The 16,641-nt window shown below is 70.2% G+C and carries 19 protein-coding genes and 1 pseudogene; 14 read left to right on the top strand and 6 right to left on the bottom strand.

What is annotated here, in order from left to right; translation table 11 throughout:
- Window positions 1-9: 9 nt before the first annotated feature.
- From NWFMUON74_RS32780 to NWFMUON74_RS32765, 4 genes are read right to left on the bottom strand one after another with little or no spacing between them, the layout of a single operon-like run.
- Window positions 10-798 carry a DeoR/GlpR family DNA-binding transcription regulator gene (locus NWFMUON74_RS32780; protein WP_187685564.1) on the bottom strand — a complete coding sequence of 263 codons (789 nt, stop codon included), beginning with the start codon at window positions 796-798 and terminating at the stop codon, window positions 10-12.
- Complete coding sequence (locus NWFMUON74_RS32775) at window positions 795-1,685, bottom strand: carbohydrate ABC transporter permease (RefSeq protein WP_232110718.1); 891 nt, start codon at window positions 1,683-1,685, stop codon at window positions 795-797. The genes NWFMUON74_RS32780 and NWFMUON74_RS32775 overlap by 4 nt, the downstream gene beginning before the upstream one ends.
- On the bottom strand, window positions 1,682-2,593 hold the full coding sequence (locus NWFMUON74_RS32770) for a carbohydrate ABC transporter permease (protein ID WP_232110717.1): 912 nt from the start codon (window positions 2,591-2,593) through the stop codon (window positions 1,682-1,684). The genes NWFMUON74_RS32775 and NWFMUON74_RS32770 overlap by 4 nt, the downstream gene beginning before the upstream one ends.
- A complete protein-coding gene (locus tag NWFMUON74_RS32765) occupies window positions 2,590-3,834 on the bottom strand; it encodes an extracellular solute-binding protein (RefSeq protein ID WP_187685562.1) in 1,245 nt (414 codons plus the stop codon). Before NWFMUON74_RS32765 ends, NWFMUON74_RS32770 begins: the two co-directional genes overlap by 4 nt.
- Before the next feature lie 119 nt (window positions 3,835-3,953).
- Here NWFMUON74_RS32765 and NWFMUON74_RS32760 point away from each other — a divergent pair, with 119 nt between their 5' ends.
- From NWFMUON74_RS32760 to NWFMUON74_RS32705, 12 genes and pseudogenes are all read left to right on the top strand, one after another.
- On the top strand, window positions 3,954-4,865 hold the full coding sequence (locus tag NWFMUON74_RS32760; RefSeq protein ID WP_232110716.1) for an SIS domain-containing protein: 912 nt from the start codon (window positions 3,954-3,956) through the stop codon (window positions 4,863-4,865).
- A 5-nt stretch (window positions 4,866-4,870) separates the two neighbouring features.
- Window positions 4,871-5,797 (top strand): ROK family protein, encoded by a 927-nt coding sequence (locus tag NWFMUON74_RS32755; protein ID WP_187685560.1) that lies wholly within the window; start codon window positions 4,871-4,873, stop codon window positions 5,795-5,797.
- Window positions 5,798-5,916: 119 nt separating this feature from the next.
- Window positions 5,917-6,261, top strand: coding sequence for a hypothetical protein (locus tag NWFMUON74_RS32750; protein ID WP_187685559.1), 345 nt, complete (start codon window positions 5,917-5,919; stop codon window positions 6,259-6,261).
- Window positions 6,262-6,279: 18 nt separating this feature from the next.
- Entirely contained in the window at window positions 6,280-7,422 is a 1,143-nt protein-coding gene (locus NWFMUON74_RS32745; RefSeq protein WP_187685558.1) for an N-acetylglucosamine-6-phosphate deacetylase, read from the top strand.
- Window positions 7,410-8,369 carry a hexose kinase gene (locus NWFMUON74_RS32740; RefSeq protein WP_232110715.1) on the top strand — a complete coding sequence of 320 codons (960 nt, stop codon included), beginning with the start codon at window positions 7,410-7,412 and terminating at the stop codon, window positions 8,367-8,369. Before NWFMUON74_RS32745 ends, NWFMUON74_RS32740 begins: the two co-directional genes overlap by 13 nt.
- Entirely contained in the window at window positions 8,366-9,190 is an 825-nt protein-coding gene (locus NWFMUON74_RS32735; protein ID WP_187685557.1) for a class II fructose-bisphosphate aldolase, read from the top strand. Before NWFMUON74_RS32740 ends, NWFMUON74_RS32735 begins: the two co-directional genes overlap by 4 nt.
- Before the next feature lie 128 nt (window positions 9,191-9,318).
- Window positions 9,319-9,894 carry a dihydrofolate reductase family protein gene (locus NWFMUON74_RS32730; RefSeq protein WP_187685556.1) on the top strand — a complete coding sequence of 192 codons (576 nt, stop codon included), beginning with the start codon at window positions 9,319-9,321 and terminating at the stop codon, window positions 9,892-9,894.
- A gap of 199 nt (window positions 9,895-10,093) precedes the next feature.
- Window positions 10,094-10,489: a hypothetical protein gene (locus NWFMUON74_RS36675; RefSeq protein WP_187685555.1), complete on the top strand. Its 396-nt coding sequence runs from the start codon at window positions 10,094-10,096 to the stop codon at window positions 10,487-10,489.
- A gap of 86 nt (window positions 10,490-10,575) precedes the next feature.
- Entirely contained in the window at window positions 10,576-11,406 is an 831-nt protein-coding gene (locus NWFMUON74_RS32720; protein WP_187685554.1) for an ABC transporter ATP-binding protein, read from the top strand.
- Window positions 11,403-12,146, top strand: coding sequence for an ABC transporter permease (locus tag NWFMUON74_RS32715; RefSeq protein ID WP_187685553.1), 744 nt, complete (start codon window positions 11,403-11,405; stop codon window positions 12,144-12,146). The genes NWFMUON74_RS32720 and NWFMUON74_RS32715 overlap by 4 nt, the downstream gene beginning before the upstream one ends.
- Window positions 12,143-12,940 carry an ABC transporter permease gene (locus NWFMUON74_RS32710; RefSeq protein ID WP_187685552.1) on the top strand — a complete coding sequence of 266 codons (798 nt, stop codon included), beginning with the start codon at window positions 12,143-12,145 and terminating at the stop codon, window positions 12,938-12,940. The genes NWFMUON74_RS32715 and NWFMUON74_RS32710 overlap by 4 nt, the downstream gene beginning before the upstream one ends.
- A pseudogene (locus NWFMUON74_RS32705) lies at window positions 12,941-14,027 on the top strand (ABC transporter substrate-binding protein).
- Between the two features lies 1 nt (window position 14,028).
- Here NWFMUON74_RS32705 and NWFMUON74_RS32700 read toward each other — a convergent pair.
- Together NWFMUON74_RS32700 and NWFMUON74_RS32695 are read right to left on the bottom strand one after the other, a co-directional pair.
- The gene (locus NWFMUON74_RS32700; protein WP_187685551.1) at window positions 14,029-15,033 is read right to left on the bottom strand and encodes an XdhC family protein; all 1,005 of its coding nucleotides are present in this window, start codon (window positions 15,031-15,033) and stop codon (window positions 14,029-14,031) included.
- A 13-nt stretch (window positions 15,034-15,046) separates the two neighbouring features.
- On the bottom strand, window positions 15,047-15,661 hold the full coding sequence (locus tag NWFMUON74_RS32695; RefSeq protein WP_187685550.1) for a nucleotidyltransferase family protein: 615 nt from the start codon (window positions 15,659-15,661) through the stop codon (window positions 15,047-15,049).
- A gap of 122 nt (window positions 15,662-15,783) precedes the next feature.
- On the opposite strand from NWFMUON74_RS32695, the gene uraD reads away from it, so the two are divergent.
- Both uraD and uraH read left to right on the top strand, forming a co-directional pair.
- Window positions 15,784-16,296 (top strand): 2-oxo-4-hydroxy-4-carboxy-5-ureidoimidazoline decarboxylase, encoded by a 513-nt coding sequence (uraD, locus tag NWFMUON74_RS32690; RefSeq protein ID WP_187685549.1) that lies wholly within the window; start codon window positions 15,784-15,786, stop codon window positions 16,294-16,296.
- A complete protein-coding gene (gene uraH / locus NWFMUON74_RS32685; RefSeq protein ID WP_187685548.1) occupies window positions 16,293-16,613 on the top strand; it encodes a hydroxyisourate hydrolase in 321 nt (106 codons plus the stop codon). The genes uraD and uraH overlap by 4 nt, the downstream gene beginning before the upstream one ends.
- Window positions 16,614-16,641 lie beyond the last annotated feature (28 nt).

Genomic DNA, 16,641 nt, shown 5'->3' with positions numbered 1-16,641 from the left:
TTGTTGCGGTCACACTAGTTCCACGCGGACGCCCGTCTCTCGGATGCGCGCGACCTGGGCCGGGTCGGCGGCGGTGTCGAGGACGAGGATCTCGATGTCCTCGATGGGGCAGATGCGGGCCAGGGCGGTGCGCTGCAGTTTCTCGGCGGTGGCTACGACGACGACTCGGCGGGCGCGCCTTGCCATTTCGGCATTGATGCCCGCCTCGTCGAGGTGGCGGCACTGGGCGCCGCCCTCGGCGGAGAGCGCGTCGACGCCGAGAACCACCGTGTCCAACCGCAGTTCGGCCAGGGCGCGTTCGGCCAGCGGGCCGTGCAGTTCGTAGGATTCGCGGCGGGCCATGCCGCCGAGACAGATGGTGCGCAGCTGGGGGCGCAACACCATCTCGCCGGCGATGTTGAGGGCGTTGGTGACGATGGTCATCTGATGGTCGGCGGTATTCGGCAGATCCGGGCGCCGGGCCAGCGCGCGGGCCACCGCCGTGGTCGTGGTGCCGCCGTTGAGGCCGACCACCTCGGCCGGATCCAGCAGTCCCGCAGCGTATTCCGCGACCCGCTGCTTGGCCGCGTCGCCGCTGCGATACCGGGCCGGCAGTTCGTAGGCGACCTGAGTGGCGACGATGCCGCCGTGCGTGCGGGTGGCCAGCTGCTGGTCGGCGAGGGCGGTGAAGTCGCGGCGGACGGTGGCGGGAGAGACCCCGAGCCGCTCGGCGGCCTCCTCCACCGACAGCCGTCCGGTGTCGGCCAGCAGCTCCAGCAACCGGTTCCAGCGCTGGGAGCGATCGGTCGCGGCGGTCATTTCACGCTCCCGGCGGTCAGGCCGGCCACCAGGCGCTTCTCGATGAGCGCGAACAGGATGACAACGGGCACGATGCCGACCGTAGAGATCGCGAAGACATATTGCCAAGCCGTGTCGTACTGCCCGATGAACTTCGTCAACGCCACCGACAGCGGCTGGTTCTCCGGCGTGGTCAAGATCACCAGACTGGCCGCGAACTCGTTCCAGCACGACACGAACGCGAAGATGGTCGCGGTGACCAGGCCCGGCCACACCAGCGGCAGGCTCACCCGGAGCAGGGTCTGCCACCGGCTCAGCCCGTCCAGCTGGGCGGCCTCCTCGATCTCCACCGGCACCGAGGCGAAGAAGCTGTGCAGGATCCACACCGCGAACGACAGGTTGAACGCCGCGTTCACCAGGATCATCGCCAGCCAGGTGTCGTCGATGCCGAGGGTGAGGAACTCGCGCAGCAGGCCGGTCACCAGCACGGTCGGCTGCAACATCTGGGTCACGAGCACCAGCCCCAGGAACGCCGCCTTACCCGGAAAGCGCCGCCGCGCAGTGTAATACGCGGCCGGTACGGCCACGGCCAGCACCAGCAGGGTGGCGCACACCGCGATCACCACGGTGCTCACCAGATTGAACGGCAGGGGCGCCTCCGGGGTGTCCCACATGGTGGCGTAGTTGCCGGGGCGCCACTGATGCGGCAGGTAGGTGGGCGGGATGCGCAGGATCTCCGCGCGGGGTTTCAGCGAGCCCAGCACCATCACCACGTACGGGATGAGAACGATCGCCGCGATCCCGATGCCGACCACGGTCAGGTCCCAGCGTCGGCGCCGCTTCGGTGCCGAAAGCGCCGAGTCCGACTGGGGGACAATGGCTACAGCCGAAGCCTTCACGGTCGTCACCGCGCGCTCTCCTCCCCGGCCGGACGAATCAGTTTCACGTACACGGCGATGATCACCGCGATCAGCGCGAAGTTCAGCACGCTCAGCGCCGCGGCCGTGGCGACCTGCTGGTTCTGCCGGATCAGCTTGAATGTCAAGGTCGTCGTGGTGTCGGCAGAGAAGCCCGCGATGCTGCCGGTGAGGACCTGCAGGATGGGCAGCGAGTTGAACACGTTGATGATGTTGACGATCGTGGCGACCGCGATGGCCGGGCGCAGCTGCGGCAGTGTGAGGTAGCGGTAGCGCTGCCACGCCCCGGCCCCGTCCACCCGCCCGGCCTCCTCGAGTTCGGCCGGAATCGCTTGCAGCCCGGCGAGTATCGCGTAGGTGGTGAACGGGACGGAGACGAATACCGCCACCCCGATCGCCGCCAGGAACGCCGGTCCCGCCGCCTTGGTGAAACCGAAACCCCGGTCCAGCACGCCGATGTCGACCAGGAAACGGTTGACTATGCCCACGTCCGGATCCAGCAGGTAGGCGAAGACCGTCGTCGTCATCACGACCGACGCCGCCCACGGCACCAGGATCGCCATGCGCACGGCGGTGCGGCCCGGGAAGTCCTTGTTCAGGAACTGCGCCAGCCCCGCCGACAGCATCAGCGTGAGCACGACGACCGCGATCACCCACGCCACGGTGTGCAGCAGCACGCTGCCCAACTCGTCGATGGCGAACAGCGCGCGGAAGTTGTCCAACCCGGCCGGTCCGCGGTCCTGGCCGTAGGCGTTCAGGCGGCGCGTGGATGTCCACAGCATGTAGCCGGCGGGAAAGGCCACCACGGCCGCGACGAGCACCAGCACCGGGCCGATCCAGGGCAGTGCGCGCAGGGTCGCGGTGGATCGACGGCCGGGTTGCCCCGCGCCGCCGCTCAACTCGCCGCCTGCTGGATCTTGCGCAGCACCGCGCCCGGGTCGGCGCCCTGCGCGACGGTGCCCATCTGCTGCCGGATAGCGCCTTGCGCGGCACCCCATTTCGGGTTGTTGCTGGGGTAGAACTTCGCCACGGGCAGGGTGGTCGAGAACGCCCGCACGACAGGGTCTTCGGACATCGCCCGCGTGCCGCTGGTGGTGATCGGGATGAAATGCTCGCTCCGCACGAACGTCGAGTACACACCGGCGGAATAGAAGTAGTCGAGGAACTTCCGGATCGCCTCGGTCTTGGTTCCGTTCTTATCGAAGGCCATCAGGTGGTCGGCGACGCCGAGCGTCACCGGGGCGCCGGACTCGGTCGGGCTGGGCGCGGTGGCGTATTTCAGCCCGGGATTCTTCTGCGCGATCATCTCGATCACCGGGGGCAGGCCCTCGATCATGCCGATCTTGCCCTGGATGAAGGCGTTGACGACGTCCTTGCGGTCGGTGGCGCCCGGATTCGGTTGTGTCACACCGGCGTCGGCGAGCGACTGCATCGCCCGTACGCCCGTGGCGTTGGCGGGCGTGTCGACGGTGATCGCGTCGCCGTCCGACCAGCTCCCGCCCGCGCCGAAGGTCCAGATCGAGGTTTCGCCCTGGGCCTCCTCGCTGCCCAGGGGCAGCCCGTAGCCGGAAACGCCGCCGCCGAGCGCTTGGATGCGCCGGGCCGCGTCGGTCAACTCGGCCCAGGTCTTCGGCGGCGCGGCGATACCGGCCCGCGCGAACAGGTCGGTGTTGTAGAACAGCGCGCGGGTGGACGCGAAAAGCGGTAGCGCCCACTGTGTTCCGTTGATCGAGGCGTTGCGGGCGAAATCGGGCTGGATATCACCGAGGACGGCGGGCGAGGCCACCTCGGCGGCCGGATAGAGCCGGCCGTCGGTGGCGAAGGTGGAGTAGGCGTCGATATTGAGCAGGTCGGGGGTGGTCGACTGGGACTGCAACTTGGTTCGCACCACGTCGTTGATCGAATCCCACGACTCGATCTGCAGCTTCACCCGGATACCGGGATTGTGCTGCTGGAAATCGTCGATGATCCGGTCCCACTCCGACTTGGTACCGTCGCTGTAGCTCGGTGCCAGAAAGGACAGGGTGTTCGGGTCCGAGTCGTCGGCGTCGCCGCCACCGAAACCGCAGGCGGAGGTCGCCACGGTGAGGCCGGTGACCAGCGCTATCGACGAGAACACGCCGCGGAGTGGACGTTTCACGAGTAGAACCTTTCGAGGCGAACGATTCGAATGGACCGAGGTTAGCGATAACACTGATCGAATATGACCGCTTTCGGTGTAAATTTGACATGAACGATCATCGGGTTGATTCTGGTGGGGTGCCGAATTCCGCCGATCGAATCGCCACGACCCATCTCGCCGCCGAGGTGGCCACCCAGCCGGACGACTGGGCGCGCGCCGCGGCCATCGCCGCCGAGTACGCGGCGCTGCTGCCGGTGCCGGGCGAGCGGGTGGCCGTCATCGGTTGCGGTACTTCGCTGTTCATGTCCCGGGCGTTCGCGGCGCTGCGCGAGGAGGCGGGGCAGGGGTTGACCGACGCCTGGCCCGCGTCACAGGTGCGTACCGGCCGCGACTACGACCGTTACCTGGTGATCTGCCGTTCCGGTACGACCACCGAGGTGGTCGAGGCGATGCGTGCCATCCCCGCCGGTGTGCCGCGGACCGTCATCTGTTCCAGTCCGGGGACGCCGGTGCTCGAGTTGGGCGACCCGATCCTGATTCCGGAGGTGGACGAGCGCTCCGTGGTGCAGACGCGATTCGCGACCACGGCACTGGCGATCCTGCGCCGACACCTGGGCGAGGACCTGGACCCGGCGATCGCGCAAGCGCGCGCGGTGCTGGCCGAGGACCCGGCGAGTCTGCCCGCCGCGGTTCGCGGTGCCGAGCAGATCACCTTCGTCGGAATGGGTTTCGCGGGTGCGCTGGCGGAGGAGGCGGCGCTGAAGCTGCGGGAATCCTGCCAGGCATGGGCCGAGGGTTACCTGGCTACCGAATACCGGCACGGGCCGATCAGCATCGCCGCGCCCGGGCGGGCGGTGTGGGCGCTGGGACCGGTGATTCCCGGTCTGGCGGACGAAATCCGGGCCGCCGGAGCGCATTTCGAGCACCGCGATATCGACGCGATGGCCGACCTGGTGCGCGTGCATCGGTTGTGCTCGCTCCGCGCCGCCGATCTGGACCTGGATCCCGATCACCCGCGCGGGTTGAACCGCTCGGTCGTGCTCGACTGACCGTCGTGACCAGCGTCGAGCCGTCGGATCTGGTGCTCGCCGTGGATGTCGGCGGGACCACGACCAAGGCGGAGATCACCGATGCCGCCGGGGTGGTGCTGAGCGCGGGGGTCGTGCCGACGCCGCGCGGAGCGGCCGCATTCGACGCGATGGGCGAACTCGGCGCCGGTGTGCTCGCGGAATTGCCCGCGGCGCAGCGTGAGTCGGTGGCACGGGCGGCGGTGGTGCTGCCGGGCATCGTCGACCCGGCCCGCTCGCTGGCGGTGTTCAGCAGCAATATCGGCTGGCGGGATGTACGGGTCGGGGACCGTTTCAGCGCGCGCTGGGGCATGCCGGTGCTGATCGAGCACGACGTCGCGGTCGCGGGCTGGGCCGAGTGGCGTTATGGGGCGGGCCGCGGCCGTGCCGATGTGTGCGTGCTGATTCTCGGGACCGGGATCAGCGGCACGCTCTCGGTCGGCGGTCGCCTGGTCCGCGGTGCGGCCGGGCAGGCGGGCGAATACGGCCATATTCCGGTGCGTCACCGCGACGGTCTGCGCTGCCCGTGCGGCAGTATCGGCTGTGTGGAAACCGTGGCCTCCGGCACCGCCATCGCGCGGGCGTATCGCGATCGCACCGGACGCGAAATGTCCGGTGCGGCGGCGGTTTTCGACGTTCTGGATCGTGACCCGGACGCCCGCGCCGTGGTGGACGACGCCGTGGCCGCCCTAGCCGAGGGCCTGTTCGGCGTTATCCACGCCACCTGCCCGGAGCTGATCGTGCTGGGCGGCGGCCTCGCCGGTGCGGGCACCCTCCTGACCACCGCACTACACGACCGCCTCACCCGCCTACTGCGCGTCGCCCCCGCTCCTCCCGTGGTGCTCGGCAAGTTCGGCGCCCGCGCGGGATTGGTCGGCGCGGCCCACTACGCCCGCACGGGGGTCCTGGAATGACGCAGCGTATCTCCCCCACGCCATCCCGGCCCGCTCCCGGCGGGAACTCACAGTCCACAGGCAAAGCTCCCGGCCAAAAGCGCGCCGGGACGACGTGGGACCGGGTGACGGTGGCCGGGATGACGTGGGACCTGGTGGTCGGGATGGCGTGGGATCGGGTGGTGGTGGCCGGGATGGCGCGGGGCCGGGTGGTCGGGATGGCGTGGGATCGGGTGGTGGTGGCCGGGATGGCGCGGGGCCGGGTGGTCGGGATGGCGTGGGATCGGGTGGTGGTGGCCGGGATGGCGCGGGGCCGGGTGGTCGGGATGGCGTGGGATCGGGTGGTGGTGGCCGGGAGGATGTGCGCGGCGGGGTGGTCGGGTGATGTGGGTGAGGGCGGCTGCTGTCGGGGTGATGTGGGTGAGGCGGGTGTTGGCAGGGTGGTGGTTGCCGGGGTGGGGGCAGAGGTGGGGGAGGGGGCGTGATGGTTGGCGGTGGCGGGGATGCATGTGCGGGGGCGGGTGGTGTCGGGGGCGGGGGTGTTGGATGACGGGGTGGTGTCGGTGCGGGGTGGGCGGATCGAGGCTGTGCGGCCGTATTCGGAATGGGCGGGCGCGGAACCGGATTGCGCTCCGCTGGAGTTTGCGGGGACGATCGTGCCGGGGCTGGTGGACATTCACAATCATGGGGGGTTCGGGCATCGGTTCGACACCGTGGACGCGGGGGAGGCCAGGGCCGCGGCGGAGTTCCATCAGCGGCAGGGGTCCACGAGCGTGGTGGCGAGTGTGGTCACCGGCGCGCCCGACGACATGGTGGCGCAGACGGCCACCCTGCGTGCGCTGGCCGACGACGGCGTGCTCGCGGGCATCCATGTCGAGGGGCCGTTCTTGTCCGAAGCGCGTTGCGGCGCACAGGATCCGCGGTTCCTGACCGATCCCGATCCGGCGTTGATCGAGCGGCTGCTGGCCGCCGCCGGAGGGCAACTGCGCGTCATGACGCTCGCGCCGGAGCGCCGCGGCTTCGACGGCGCGGCCCGCCTGCTCGCCGCCCACGGTGTAGTGGTGGCGCTCGGTCACAGCGACGCGAACTATGCCGAGTTCCGCGGCGCGCTGGCGCCCGGCGGCCCCGGCACGCTGGTCACCCACCTCGCCAACGGGATGCCGCCGTTGCATCACCGCGCGCCGGGACCGGCCGCCGCCGCACTGGTCGCCGCCGCCGAGCGGTACGCGATCGTGGAACTCATCGGCGACGGCGTCCACATCGAATCCGGCTTCGCCGCACTGACTTTCGCCGCCGCTCCCGGCCGTGTGGCCTTGGTCACCGACGCCATGCAGGCCGCCGGACTGCCGGACGGCGAGTACCGGCTCGGCCCGCAACCGGTCCGGGTGACCGGCGGTGTCGCCCGCGTGGCCTCCGGCGCTATCGCCGGGGGTACCGCCACGCTGCTGCAATGCCTGCGCTGGGCGGTGCGCGAATGCGGTGTGCCGCTGCTCGACGCGGTCCGCGCCGCCACGTCGACACCCGCCGCGGCGGCCGGGCTGGCCGACGTCGGCGATCTACGGCCGGGTCTGGCCGCCGACGCGGTCGTGCTCGACGAGGATCAGGGGTTGCGCCGCGTCCTACGCCATGGACAGTGGTTGACGTGATCCTCACCGTGACGATGAACCCCGCCTACGACATGACCTACCGCGTGGAGCGGTTCGAGCGTGGCCGGGCGCATCGGGTGCTGTCGGTCGAGCAGCGCATCGGGGGCAAGGGCATCAATGTGACCCGCGTGCTCAATCAGCTCGGGAAGTACTCCCGCGCGACGGGCTTCTCCGACCACGTCTTCGCCGCCGCCGCCGAACTGGAGCTGCCGGTGGATTTCGTGCACGCGCTGCCGTGGGTGCGGCGCACGGTGGTGATCAGCGAGTCCGGCGACGGCACCGCGACCGCGCTCTGGGAACCCGGTGCGCGCGTGGGGGATCCGTACGCGGTGGAGCAGCTGCTGGTCCGCGTCACCGGCCTGCTGCCCAACACCGGCGGCATGGTGATCGCCGGTTCGCAGCCGGGCGGGGTCGGCGACTCCGTTCCGGCCCGCCTCGCCCGCGCCGCGCTCGAGGTCGGCGTTCCCACCATCTGTGACGTCGACGGGCGGGCGCTGCAGATGGCGGCCGAGGTGCCCGGCGTGGTGCTGATGCCCAACCGCGACGAACTGCATCGGCTCACCGGGATCCGTGCCGACACCGCCGCGGAAGTGGTCGCGGCGGTGCGCCCGCTGGTGGATCGGGGTGTGCGCGCGGTCATCGCGACTCGCGGCGCCGACGGCATGGTCGCGGTCACGGCCGCGGGCGCGTGGACCGCGGCGCTGCCCGAGCCGGTCGCCGGAAACCCGACGGGCGCGGGCGACGCCGCGACCGCCGCGGTGATCGCCGCCCTCGCCGCCACCCCCGAACCCGACTGGCCCGCGCTGCTCGCCGACGCGGTGGCGACTTCGGCTGCGGCCGTGGTCATTCCGGTGGCGGGTGAGATCGATCGCACGCAGCGCGACCGGCTGGCCCCGGAGGTCGTGGTCACCGGCTTACCCAGTGGCGCACCGGAATCCACGCCGTGACCGTGCTGCCCGTGCCCGATCTGCTCGCCGCCGCCCGGCCCGGTGCGCTGGCGGCCTTCAACGTCGTCGCCCTGGAGCACGCCGAGGCCATCGCCGCCGCGGCCGTCGCCGCGAAACGTCCCGCGGTCCTGCAGATCTCGGAGAACACGGTGCGCTACCACGGCGGACTGGGACCGTTGGCGCGCGCCTGTCTGGCGGTGGCCGCCGACAGCCCCGCCGCGCTGACCGTCCATCTCGACCACGCGACCTCACACGAATTGATCAGGCAGGCGGCCGATCTCGGCATCCGGTCGGTCATGTACGACGGCTCGGCCATGCCTTACGCCGACAATGTGGACAGCACCGCGGCCATCGCGCGCTGGTGCCGCGACCACGGCGTCTTCCTCGAAGCCGAACTCGGCGCGATCGGCGGCAAGGACGGCGCGCACCCGCCGGGAGTACGCACCGATCCCGACGAGGCGGTGGCCTTCGTCGCCGCCACCGGCGTGGACGCCCTCGCCGTCGCCGTGGGCTCCTCGCACGCCATGCACACTCGCGATGCCCGCCTCGACGACGAGTTGATCGCGCGGCTGGCGGCGAAGGTACCCGTCCCCCTGGTCCTGCACGGCTCCTCCGGAGTCCCGGACGCGGGCCTGCGCTCGGCCGTCCGCCACGGCATGGCCAAGATCAACATCGCCACCCGCGTGAACATCCTCCTGACCCGAGCCGTCCGTGACGCACTGGCCGCCGACCCCACCCTGTCGGACCCGCGCCGGTATCTGGGCGCGGGCCGAGACGCGATGCGGCAGGAAGTGGAACGGCTGCTCCGCGTACTCGCGTAGGGCGTATGCCGAGCGGTCGGTCGGCCCTATCGCGATGGCGGCTGCCACCGATGATTTGCACCGGATGACGTCGTCCTACCCGATGAAGCAAGTATCGACTGGCTTATCGATGGTGAAAGGACTGCCGGATGCGTGAGGTCATCTTGCAGATGATGGTGTCGGTGGACGGTATGGCCGAAGGCCCCGGCCGGAACTTGGACTGGGTCGACGTCGTCGACCCCGACCTCGACAACTACCTCGCCGAACTGCTGGACAATGTCGACGCCCAGATCTTCGGCAGGACGAGTTACGAGCTGCTGGCGCAGTATTGGCCGGACGCGGAGCGCGATCCCGCCACCCCGGGCGACAAGATGCTGGCCCCCAAGGTCAACGGATTGCCGAAGATCGTTGTCTCTCGACGAGAAGGCGACCTCGCGTGGACGCCGGCCACCCGTATCGGCGACAACCTCGCCGAGGAGGTCGACGCGCTCAAGAAGCAACCAGGCCGACCGCTGATCCTGTTCGCGGGCGCCACCACCGCGCGCGAGTTCATGCGGCTCGACCTCGTCGACGAGTTTCGGCTTCTCGTATTCCCCGTGCTCCTGGGAGGCGGGCAGCCGCTGTTCGCCGAGGATGATCGGCGCCGCCACCTGCGGTTGATCCAGACAGTTCCGTTCGCGAAATCGGGAGTAGTGCTGCACCGCTATCGGCGACAACCAGCCTGACCAAGGGCTTTTCACGGTCGAGGCGCGGCCGGTTGTTGTTGCGGAACGGTTGCCATGTGAGGGCGCTGGGGTAGTCGCTCAGCGAGTTGCGCCAGGCGGGGTGGGGTAGCGCGGTACAGTTCTGCCGTTCGACCGGCGCTAGAGCGATCGGCTGGCGAACTCGGGGTGGGGTGGTGTCGTTGGAGGACAGGGAGGACCGATGGCGGAGGCCGGGGGTGATGCGGCGAGCGAGGTCTATCGGATGCCGGTGTCGGTGCGGGTGGCGCAGGTGGTGGCGTTGGGTATGGCCGCGGTCGGGCTGGTGTGCACGGGGGCGGCGGGCTGGCTGTTCGGCGGGCGCTCGGCGTTGATCACGTCGCTGTCGTTCGTACCGACCTGGTTGCTCGGCCTGACGGCGCTGGCCTTCGGCGCGGCGGTGGGCGGCGGGCTCCGGATCGGCGCGATCCTGCTGGCCGGACTGAACATGCTGTGGACGGTTCCGTCGATCACCGGCGGTCACCCGCCGGGCTGGCTCGGCCCGGCCAGTTCGGTGGTGGTGATCGTCCTGCTGTTCCGCCGCGCGGCGCGCGACTGGTTCGAACCCCGGGGCTGGTGATCGACCGGAACGCCGCTGTTACCAATCCCTAACCTGAAGAGCCGATTCGCAATATCCGCGCAACCGGTTGCTCCTAGTGTGACGACATGAGTAGTACACCGGCCGTGGGCACGGGCATCCACGTCAGCGGCCTCGGCAAGACGTTCCGGGTCGGACGCCGGTCGGTGCAGGCGCTGGATGCGGTGGATCTGCACACCGATCAGGGCACGTTCCTGTCGCTGCTGGGCCCGTCCGGTTGCGGGAAATCCACGGTGCTGCGCATCCTGGCCGGTTTGGAGACGCCCTCCACCGGCACCGCCCGGATCGACGGCGCGACCCCCGCCGAGCTGCGCCGCCGCCACGGGTTCGGCATCGCCTTCCAGGACTCGGCGCTGTTGCCTTGGCGCAGTGTGGAATCCAATATCAAACTGCCGTTGCAGGTCGCCGGGCTGCCGGTGGACCGCGAGTCGATCGCCGACCTGATCGCGCTGGTCGGCCTGGAGGGCTTCGAGAAGGCGAAGCCCGCGCAGCTGTCCGGCGGTATGCGGCAACGGGTTTCGATCGCGCGGGCGCTGGTGGTGCAGCCGTCGGTGCTGCTGCTGGACGAGCCGTTCGGCGCGCTCGACGACATGACCCGGCAGCGGCTCAATCTCGAACTGCTGCGCATCTGGACCGAGAAGCCCGCCACCACACTGATGGTCACGCACGGCATCGCGGAGGCGGTGTTCCTCTCCGACGTGGTCGCGGTGCTGAGCCCGCGGCCGGGGCGGGTGGTGGAGATGGTGCCGATCGACCTGCCCCGGCCCCGCACGCCCGAGATGATGCGCTCACCGGAGTTCCACCGCCTGCACGACCACCTGTCGGAGCTGCTGTTCGGACGTGGCGGTATCGAGGCGGAAGCCGAAGCGGCGCTGGTGGTCCCGGGCGGTGGCGAGTGAACCGCGCGGGCGGCGCGCTGGGCGTCGTGGCGCTCGTCGCGCTGTGGTGGGTGCTGGCAGCCGCGGGCGTAGCGGGCGGCACGGTCCCGAGCCCGTGGACCGTCGTGCACACCATGTACACCGACGGGTGGGCGTTGTACGGGCCGAACTTCCGGGTCACCGCAACCGGTGCGCTGCAAGGCTTTCTGTGGGGTAACGGCCTGGCCGTCGCGCTGGCGGTGCTGGTCCTGCTGGTGCCGCCGATCGAGTCGCTGGCCACCCAGCTGGCCATCCTCAGTTACTGCACACCGCTGCTGGCGCTCGGCCCGATCATCCTGGTGGTGTTCGGCGGGCGCACCCCGACGGTGTTCCTGGCCGCCATGTACTGCTTCTTCACCACCATGGTCGGCACCGTGGCGGGTCTGCGGTCCGCCGATCGCACCAGCCTCGACCTGATCCGCGCCTACGGCGGCGGCCGCTGGCAACAGTTGCGGCGGGTGCGGGTGATCGCCGCGCTGCCGAATACGCTGGCGGCGTTGAAGATCGCCGCGCCCTCGGCGGTGCTCGGCGCCATCATCGGCGAGTACCTCGGCGGCGTCGACAGCGGCATCGGCGTCGCGCTCACGGCCGCGCAGACCTCCTACAACGTGCCTCGGACCTGGGGGATGGCGCTGGCCGCCGCCGCGCTCGCCGGGCTCGGGTACGCGGTGGTGGCACTGGTGACGCCGTGGACCGGGGCGGCGACGGAGGTGAGTTCGTGATCGCACTGCGCAGAATCGGGAAATTCCTTTTCCCCCTGCTGATCTCGCTGCTCCTCATGCTCGTGATCTGGTACGCCTTCCTCGCCGCGTTCCCACAGGTCGGGCCGCGCGTGGGAAAGACACCGGCGGACGTGTGGACCTACCTGGTGACCGGCGACTCCGCCGCCACCGCCCGCCACGCGATCCTGGCCGATCTGGAGATCACCGTGCGCGACGCCGCCGTCGGCTTCGGCGTCGGCATGGCCGGTGCGCTGGTGGTGGCCGCGCTGTTCGTCACGCTGCCCGTCGTGGAACAGTCCTTCATGCCGGTGGCGATGCTGCTGCGGTCGGTGCCGCTGGTCGCGTTGGCGCCGATCATCGTGCTGGTGTTCGGGCGCGGCGTGCTGGGTGTGACGGTGCTGGCCGCGATCGTGGTGTTCTTCCCGGCCCTGGTGATGATCATGGCCGGGTTGCGCTCGGCGTCCCGGCAAGCCATGGAACTCGTTGCCGCATATGGCGGTTCCCGCTGGACGAAGCTGCGCCTGGTGGCCGTGCCGGCCGCGCTGCCGTCGGTGTTCGCGGCCGCGCGAGTGTCGGTGCCGGGCGCGCTGATCGGCGCGCTACTGGGCGAATGGCTGGGCAGCGGAACGGGTTTGGGAGCCGCGCTGATCCGCGCGATCCCCACCTTTCAGTACAGCAAACTGTGGGCCTCGATCGTGCTGGTGACACTGGTCTCGGTGCTGCTCTACGCGATCGTCGGAGTGATCGAGAACATCGTGCTGGCCCGGTTCGGGCCGGAGGCAGGGAAGAGCTGAATGGGCAACTTCGCGTATCGCAACCGGATCGACCGCCGGTCCTTCCTGCGTGCCTCGGCACTGTCCGGGCTCGCGCTCGGCAGCGCCGGCATGCTCGCGGCCTGCGGTGAGGACGCCGGGGCGGGCAACAGCAACGGCACCACCGCCGACGGCTCGACCTTCGGGCGGGTAGCCGTCCAGCTGTCGTGGCTGAAGAACATCGAATTCGCGGGCGAGTACTTCGCCGACAGCCGCGGCTACTTCCGCGACGCCGGGTTCGGCGGCGTCGACCTGGTGGCGGGCGGGGCCGCCAGCACCTCGGTGGAGGCCGGGCTCGACACCGGCAAGATCTGGCTCGGCCTGTCGGCGCCGCAGACCACCGCGCCCGCGATCCTGGAGGGGCTGCCCGCCAAGATCGTCGGCACCACCTATCAGAAGAACCCGTTCTGCATCGTGAGCTCGGCGGCCGAGCCGATCAGGTCGCCGCAGGAGATGCGGGGCCGCAAGATCGGTGTGCAGGACACCAATCAGCTCATCTTCGCCGCATTGCTGACCGCCAACGGCATGACGCCCGGTGACGTGCGGCTCGTGCCCGCCCAGTACGACCCGACCCCGCTGGCCAACGGCGAGGTCGACGGCTGGGTGAGCTACGTGACCAACGAGCCGATCACCTTGGCCGCCAAGGGTTTCCCGACCGCGCACTTCCTGTTCGCCGACTTCGGCCTGCCGCTGACCGCGGAGACGCTGACGGTGCGGCAGCAGACCGTCGACTCCGAACGCGACAAGCTCAAGGCATTCCTGGCCGCGGAGATCAAGGGCTGGAAGGACGCCGTCGCCGATCCGGCCGAGGGCGCGCGCCTCGCGGTCGAGGTCTACGGCAAGGATCAGCGCCTGGATCTCGCCGAGCAGACCAAGGAGGCGACGGCGCAGAACGACCTGGTCGTCTCCGCCGACACCCGCTCCCACGGGCCTGCTCACCATGACCGACGAGCTGATCGACCGCAATATCGAGGCGCTGAGCAAGGCGAAGATCGACATCGCGGCCGACCGGTTGTTCGACCTGTCGGTGCTGCGGGAGCTCTACGCCGAGCATCCCGAGCTGAAGTAGCTCAGGAGACCGAGACCGCGGAGTGGAAGTCCTGGGTGCGCAGCGTGGCGGCGGAGCGGGCGGCGACCAGTTCGGCGGCGATGGCGACGGCGGTCTCCATCGGGGTCCGGGCACCGATGTCGAAACCGGCGGGGGCGTGCAGCCGGGACAGGGTCTCGGCGTCGAAGCCGCCCGCCTCCAGATCCTCCACCCGGCGGCGGTGCACAGCCGGGGAACCCAGCGCGCCCAGATAGCCCAGCTCGGGCAGGCGCAATGCCACGGTCAGCAGCGGGATCTCGAATTTCGGATCCTGCGAGGCCGCGACAATCGCTGTGGTGGAGTCGATTTCGCCCGCCGCGGCCTGGGCGTTGAGGTAGCGGTGCGGCCAGTCCGCGACCACGTCGGCGCCGGGAAAGGAATTGGGCGAGGCGAAGGTCTCGCGGGCATCGCAGACGGTGACGCGGTAGCCGAGCAGCTTGCCCTGCACGGTCAGCGCGGCGGCGAAAGGGTTGGCGCCGAAGATGATCAGCCGCGGCAGCGCCGCGTACGACGACACGAACACATCCGACTCCGGTAGCGACACCAGTTCGGTGTTGTGCCGCCGATCGGTGACCAGATGCTGCCCGATCACCTCCGGATCCGAATGCCACACCACGGTGAACACCGTGACCGGCCGGTTGGCGGCGATCTCCTTGGCCACCGCCGCGAACTCGGGAAAATGTATGCGCGAGAACGGTTCTACGAACACATCGATGGTGCCGCAGTCGGCACTGACCTCCACTCCGGTCTTGCCGTCGAACCGCTGCAGTTCCCGGCGGCCGGTCCGGGCGGCGTGCGCGGCGGCCTCGTACACCACCGACTCGTAGCACCCGTCGGACACCGATCCGTACACGCCGCCGTCGGGGTCCAGCAGCATCGTCGACCCCACCGGCAGCGCCGAGTGCCCGAACGTCCGGACCAACGTCGCCAGCCCACCCGTCCGGCCGCTGTGCCACACCCGCATGAGGTCATCGACGATGTCGCGCATCACAAACTCCCGATCAGGGTGCGCGAGTGGCCGGATAGTCGTGGTCACGCCCCGTAGCCAGATCGTCGCACGTGACGGCCACAATATCCGGTCTAGCGTCCAGAAATGCGCGAGCTCCGGAATTTCCTTGCGCGGTGTGGGCGACCGCCCGCCAGTGCTTGTGACCGAGCACAACGGGGTGCCCGGGCCGGGTGTGGAACACCGCGCGGGCCAGTCCGCTGGGCGCCGCGCGGGCCGCCGTGAGCACCCGCCGGACCACGTCGGCGCCGACATCCGGGGTGTCGACCGGCATGACGGCGGCGAACTCGGCCGGGGTGGCCGCGGCCGCCGCCAGGCCGGTGCGCAGCGATGCCGCCAACCCGACGGCCCAGTCCGCGGCCCAGATCGGCTGTGCCCCATCGGGTACTGCGATCTCGGGGGCCTCGCACACCAGCCAGTGCCCGCGGGGCGAACGGCGCGCCGGGCCGGTGGCGCCGAGTACCACGAACACCGGCGCACAGCCGCCCGCGCGCAGGGCCGTCACCGCGCCGCGCAGCCAGGCGCCGCCCTCGGCCAGCGCCTTCGGCCGCCCGTACCGGGTGCCCGCCCCGGCCGCCAGCACGATTCCGGCGCACACCGCGTCGTCCATGCCGTGTCCTTTCCGGGCGGTCCCGCCCCGACTCGGACCGCTCTGGCCGAGCGTAACCGCGGGCTGTGGTCTTCGCCCGCCCCGAGTGGCACTCACGGTTGCCATGGCCGATGCTGGAGTCGATGAATGCTGCCGGAATCGATCTGCACACCCTCGATACGCTGGCCGAATCCGAGGCCGAGCGGTTGTTGCTGACCTGCTGTGCGTCGCCGCAGTGGGCTCGATCAATCGCTGCCCGGCGGCCGTTCGGGACCGTGGCCGCGCTGCTGGCCGCGGCGGACGACGCCCTCTCCGCACTGCCCGAATCGGAGTTGGATCGGGCCCTGTCCGGCCATCCGCGCATCGGTGATCGCCCGGACAACGCCGACTCCGGCCGCGAACAGGCGGCGGTGATCACGGCAGGTGACGCGGTGCGGGCCGAGCTGGCGGCGGGCAACCGCGCGTACGAGGACCGGTTCGGGCACATCTACCTGGTGTGCGCGACCGGGCGCTCGGCGGACGAGCTGCTCGCCATCCTGCGGTCCAGGTTGCACAACGACGTATCCACCGAGAGGGGAATCGTGCGCAAGGAGCTGGGGAAGATCAATCGCATCCGCCTGCGTCGCCTGGTGGGCGAGGACGGGGCGCGGCCGTGAGCACACTGAGCACACATGTCCTCGACGCCGTCCGCGGCGCACCGGCCGCCGCCGTGCCGGTGGCTCTGTTCGATGGCGACGGAACGGAATTGGCCGCCGCGAGTACCGACGGCGACGGCCGTATCGCCGGGCTCGGCGGCGAACTGGCGCCCGGCACGTACCGCTTGCGGTTCGGCACCGGTGACTATTTCGCCTCGCTCGGCGTACCGGCGTTCTACCCGGAGGTCACGATCGCCTTCGTCGTCGGCGATGAACGCCACTACCACGTGCCGTTGCTGCTGTCGCCGTACTCCTACTCGACCTATCGGGGCAGCTGAACGGCGGTCACTGCGCCTTCTCTCGGAT

It is taken from the genome of Nocardia wallacei (assembly GCF_014466955.1).
Taxonomy (GTDB): domain Bacteria; phylum Actinomycetota; class Actinomycetes; order Mycobacteriales; family Mycobacteriaceae; genus Nocardia; species Nocardia wallacei.
The sequence above is the reverse complement of the archived record's forward strand: the minus strand, read 5'-3'. Positions and strand labels throughout refer to the sequence as shown.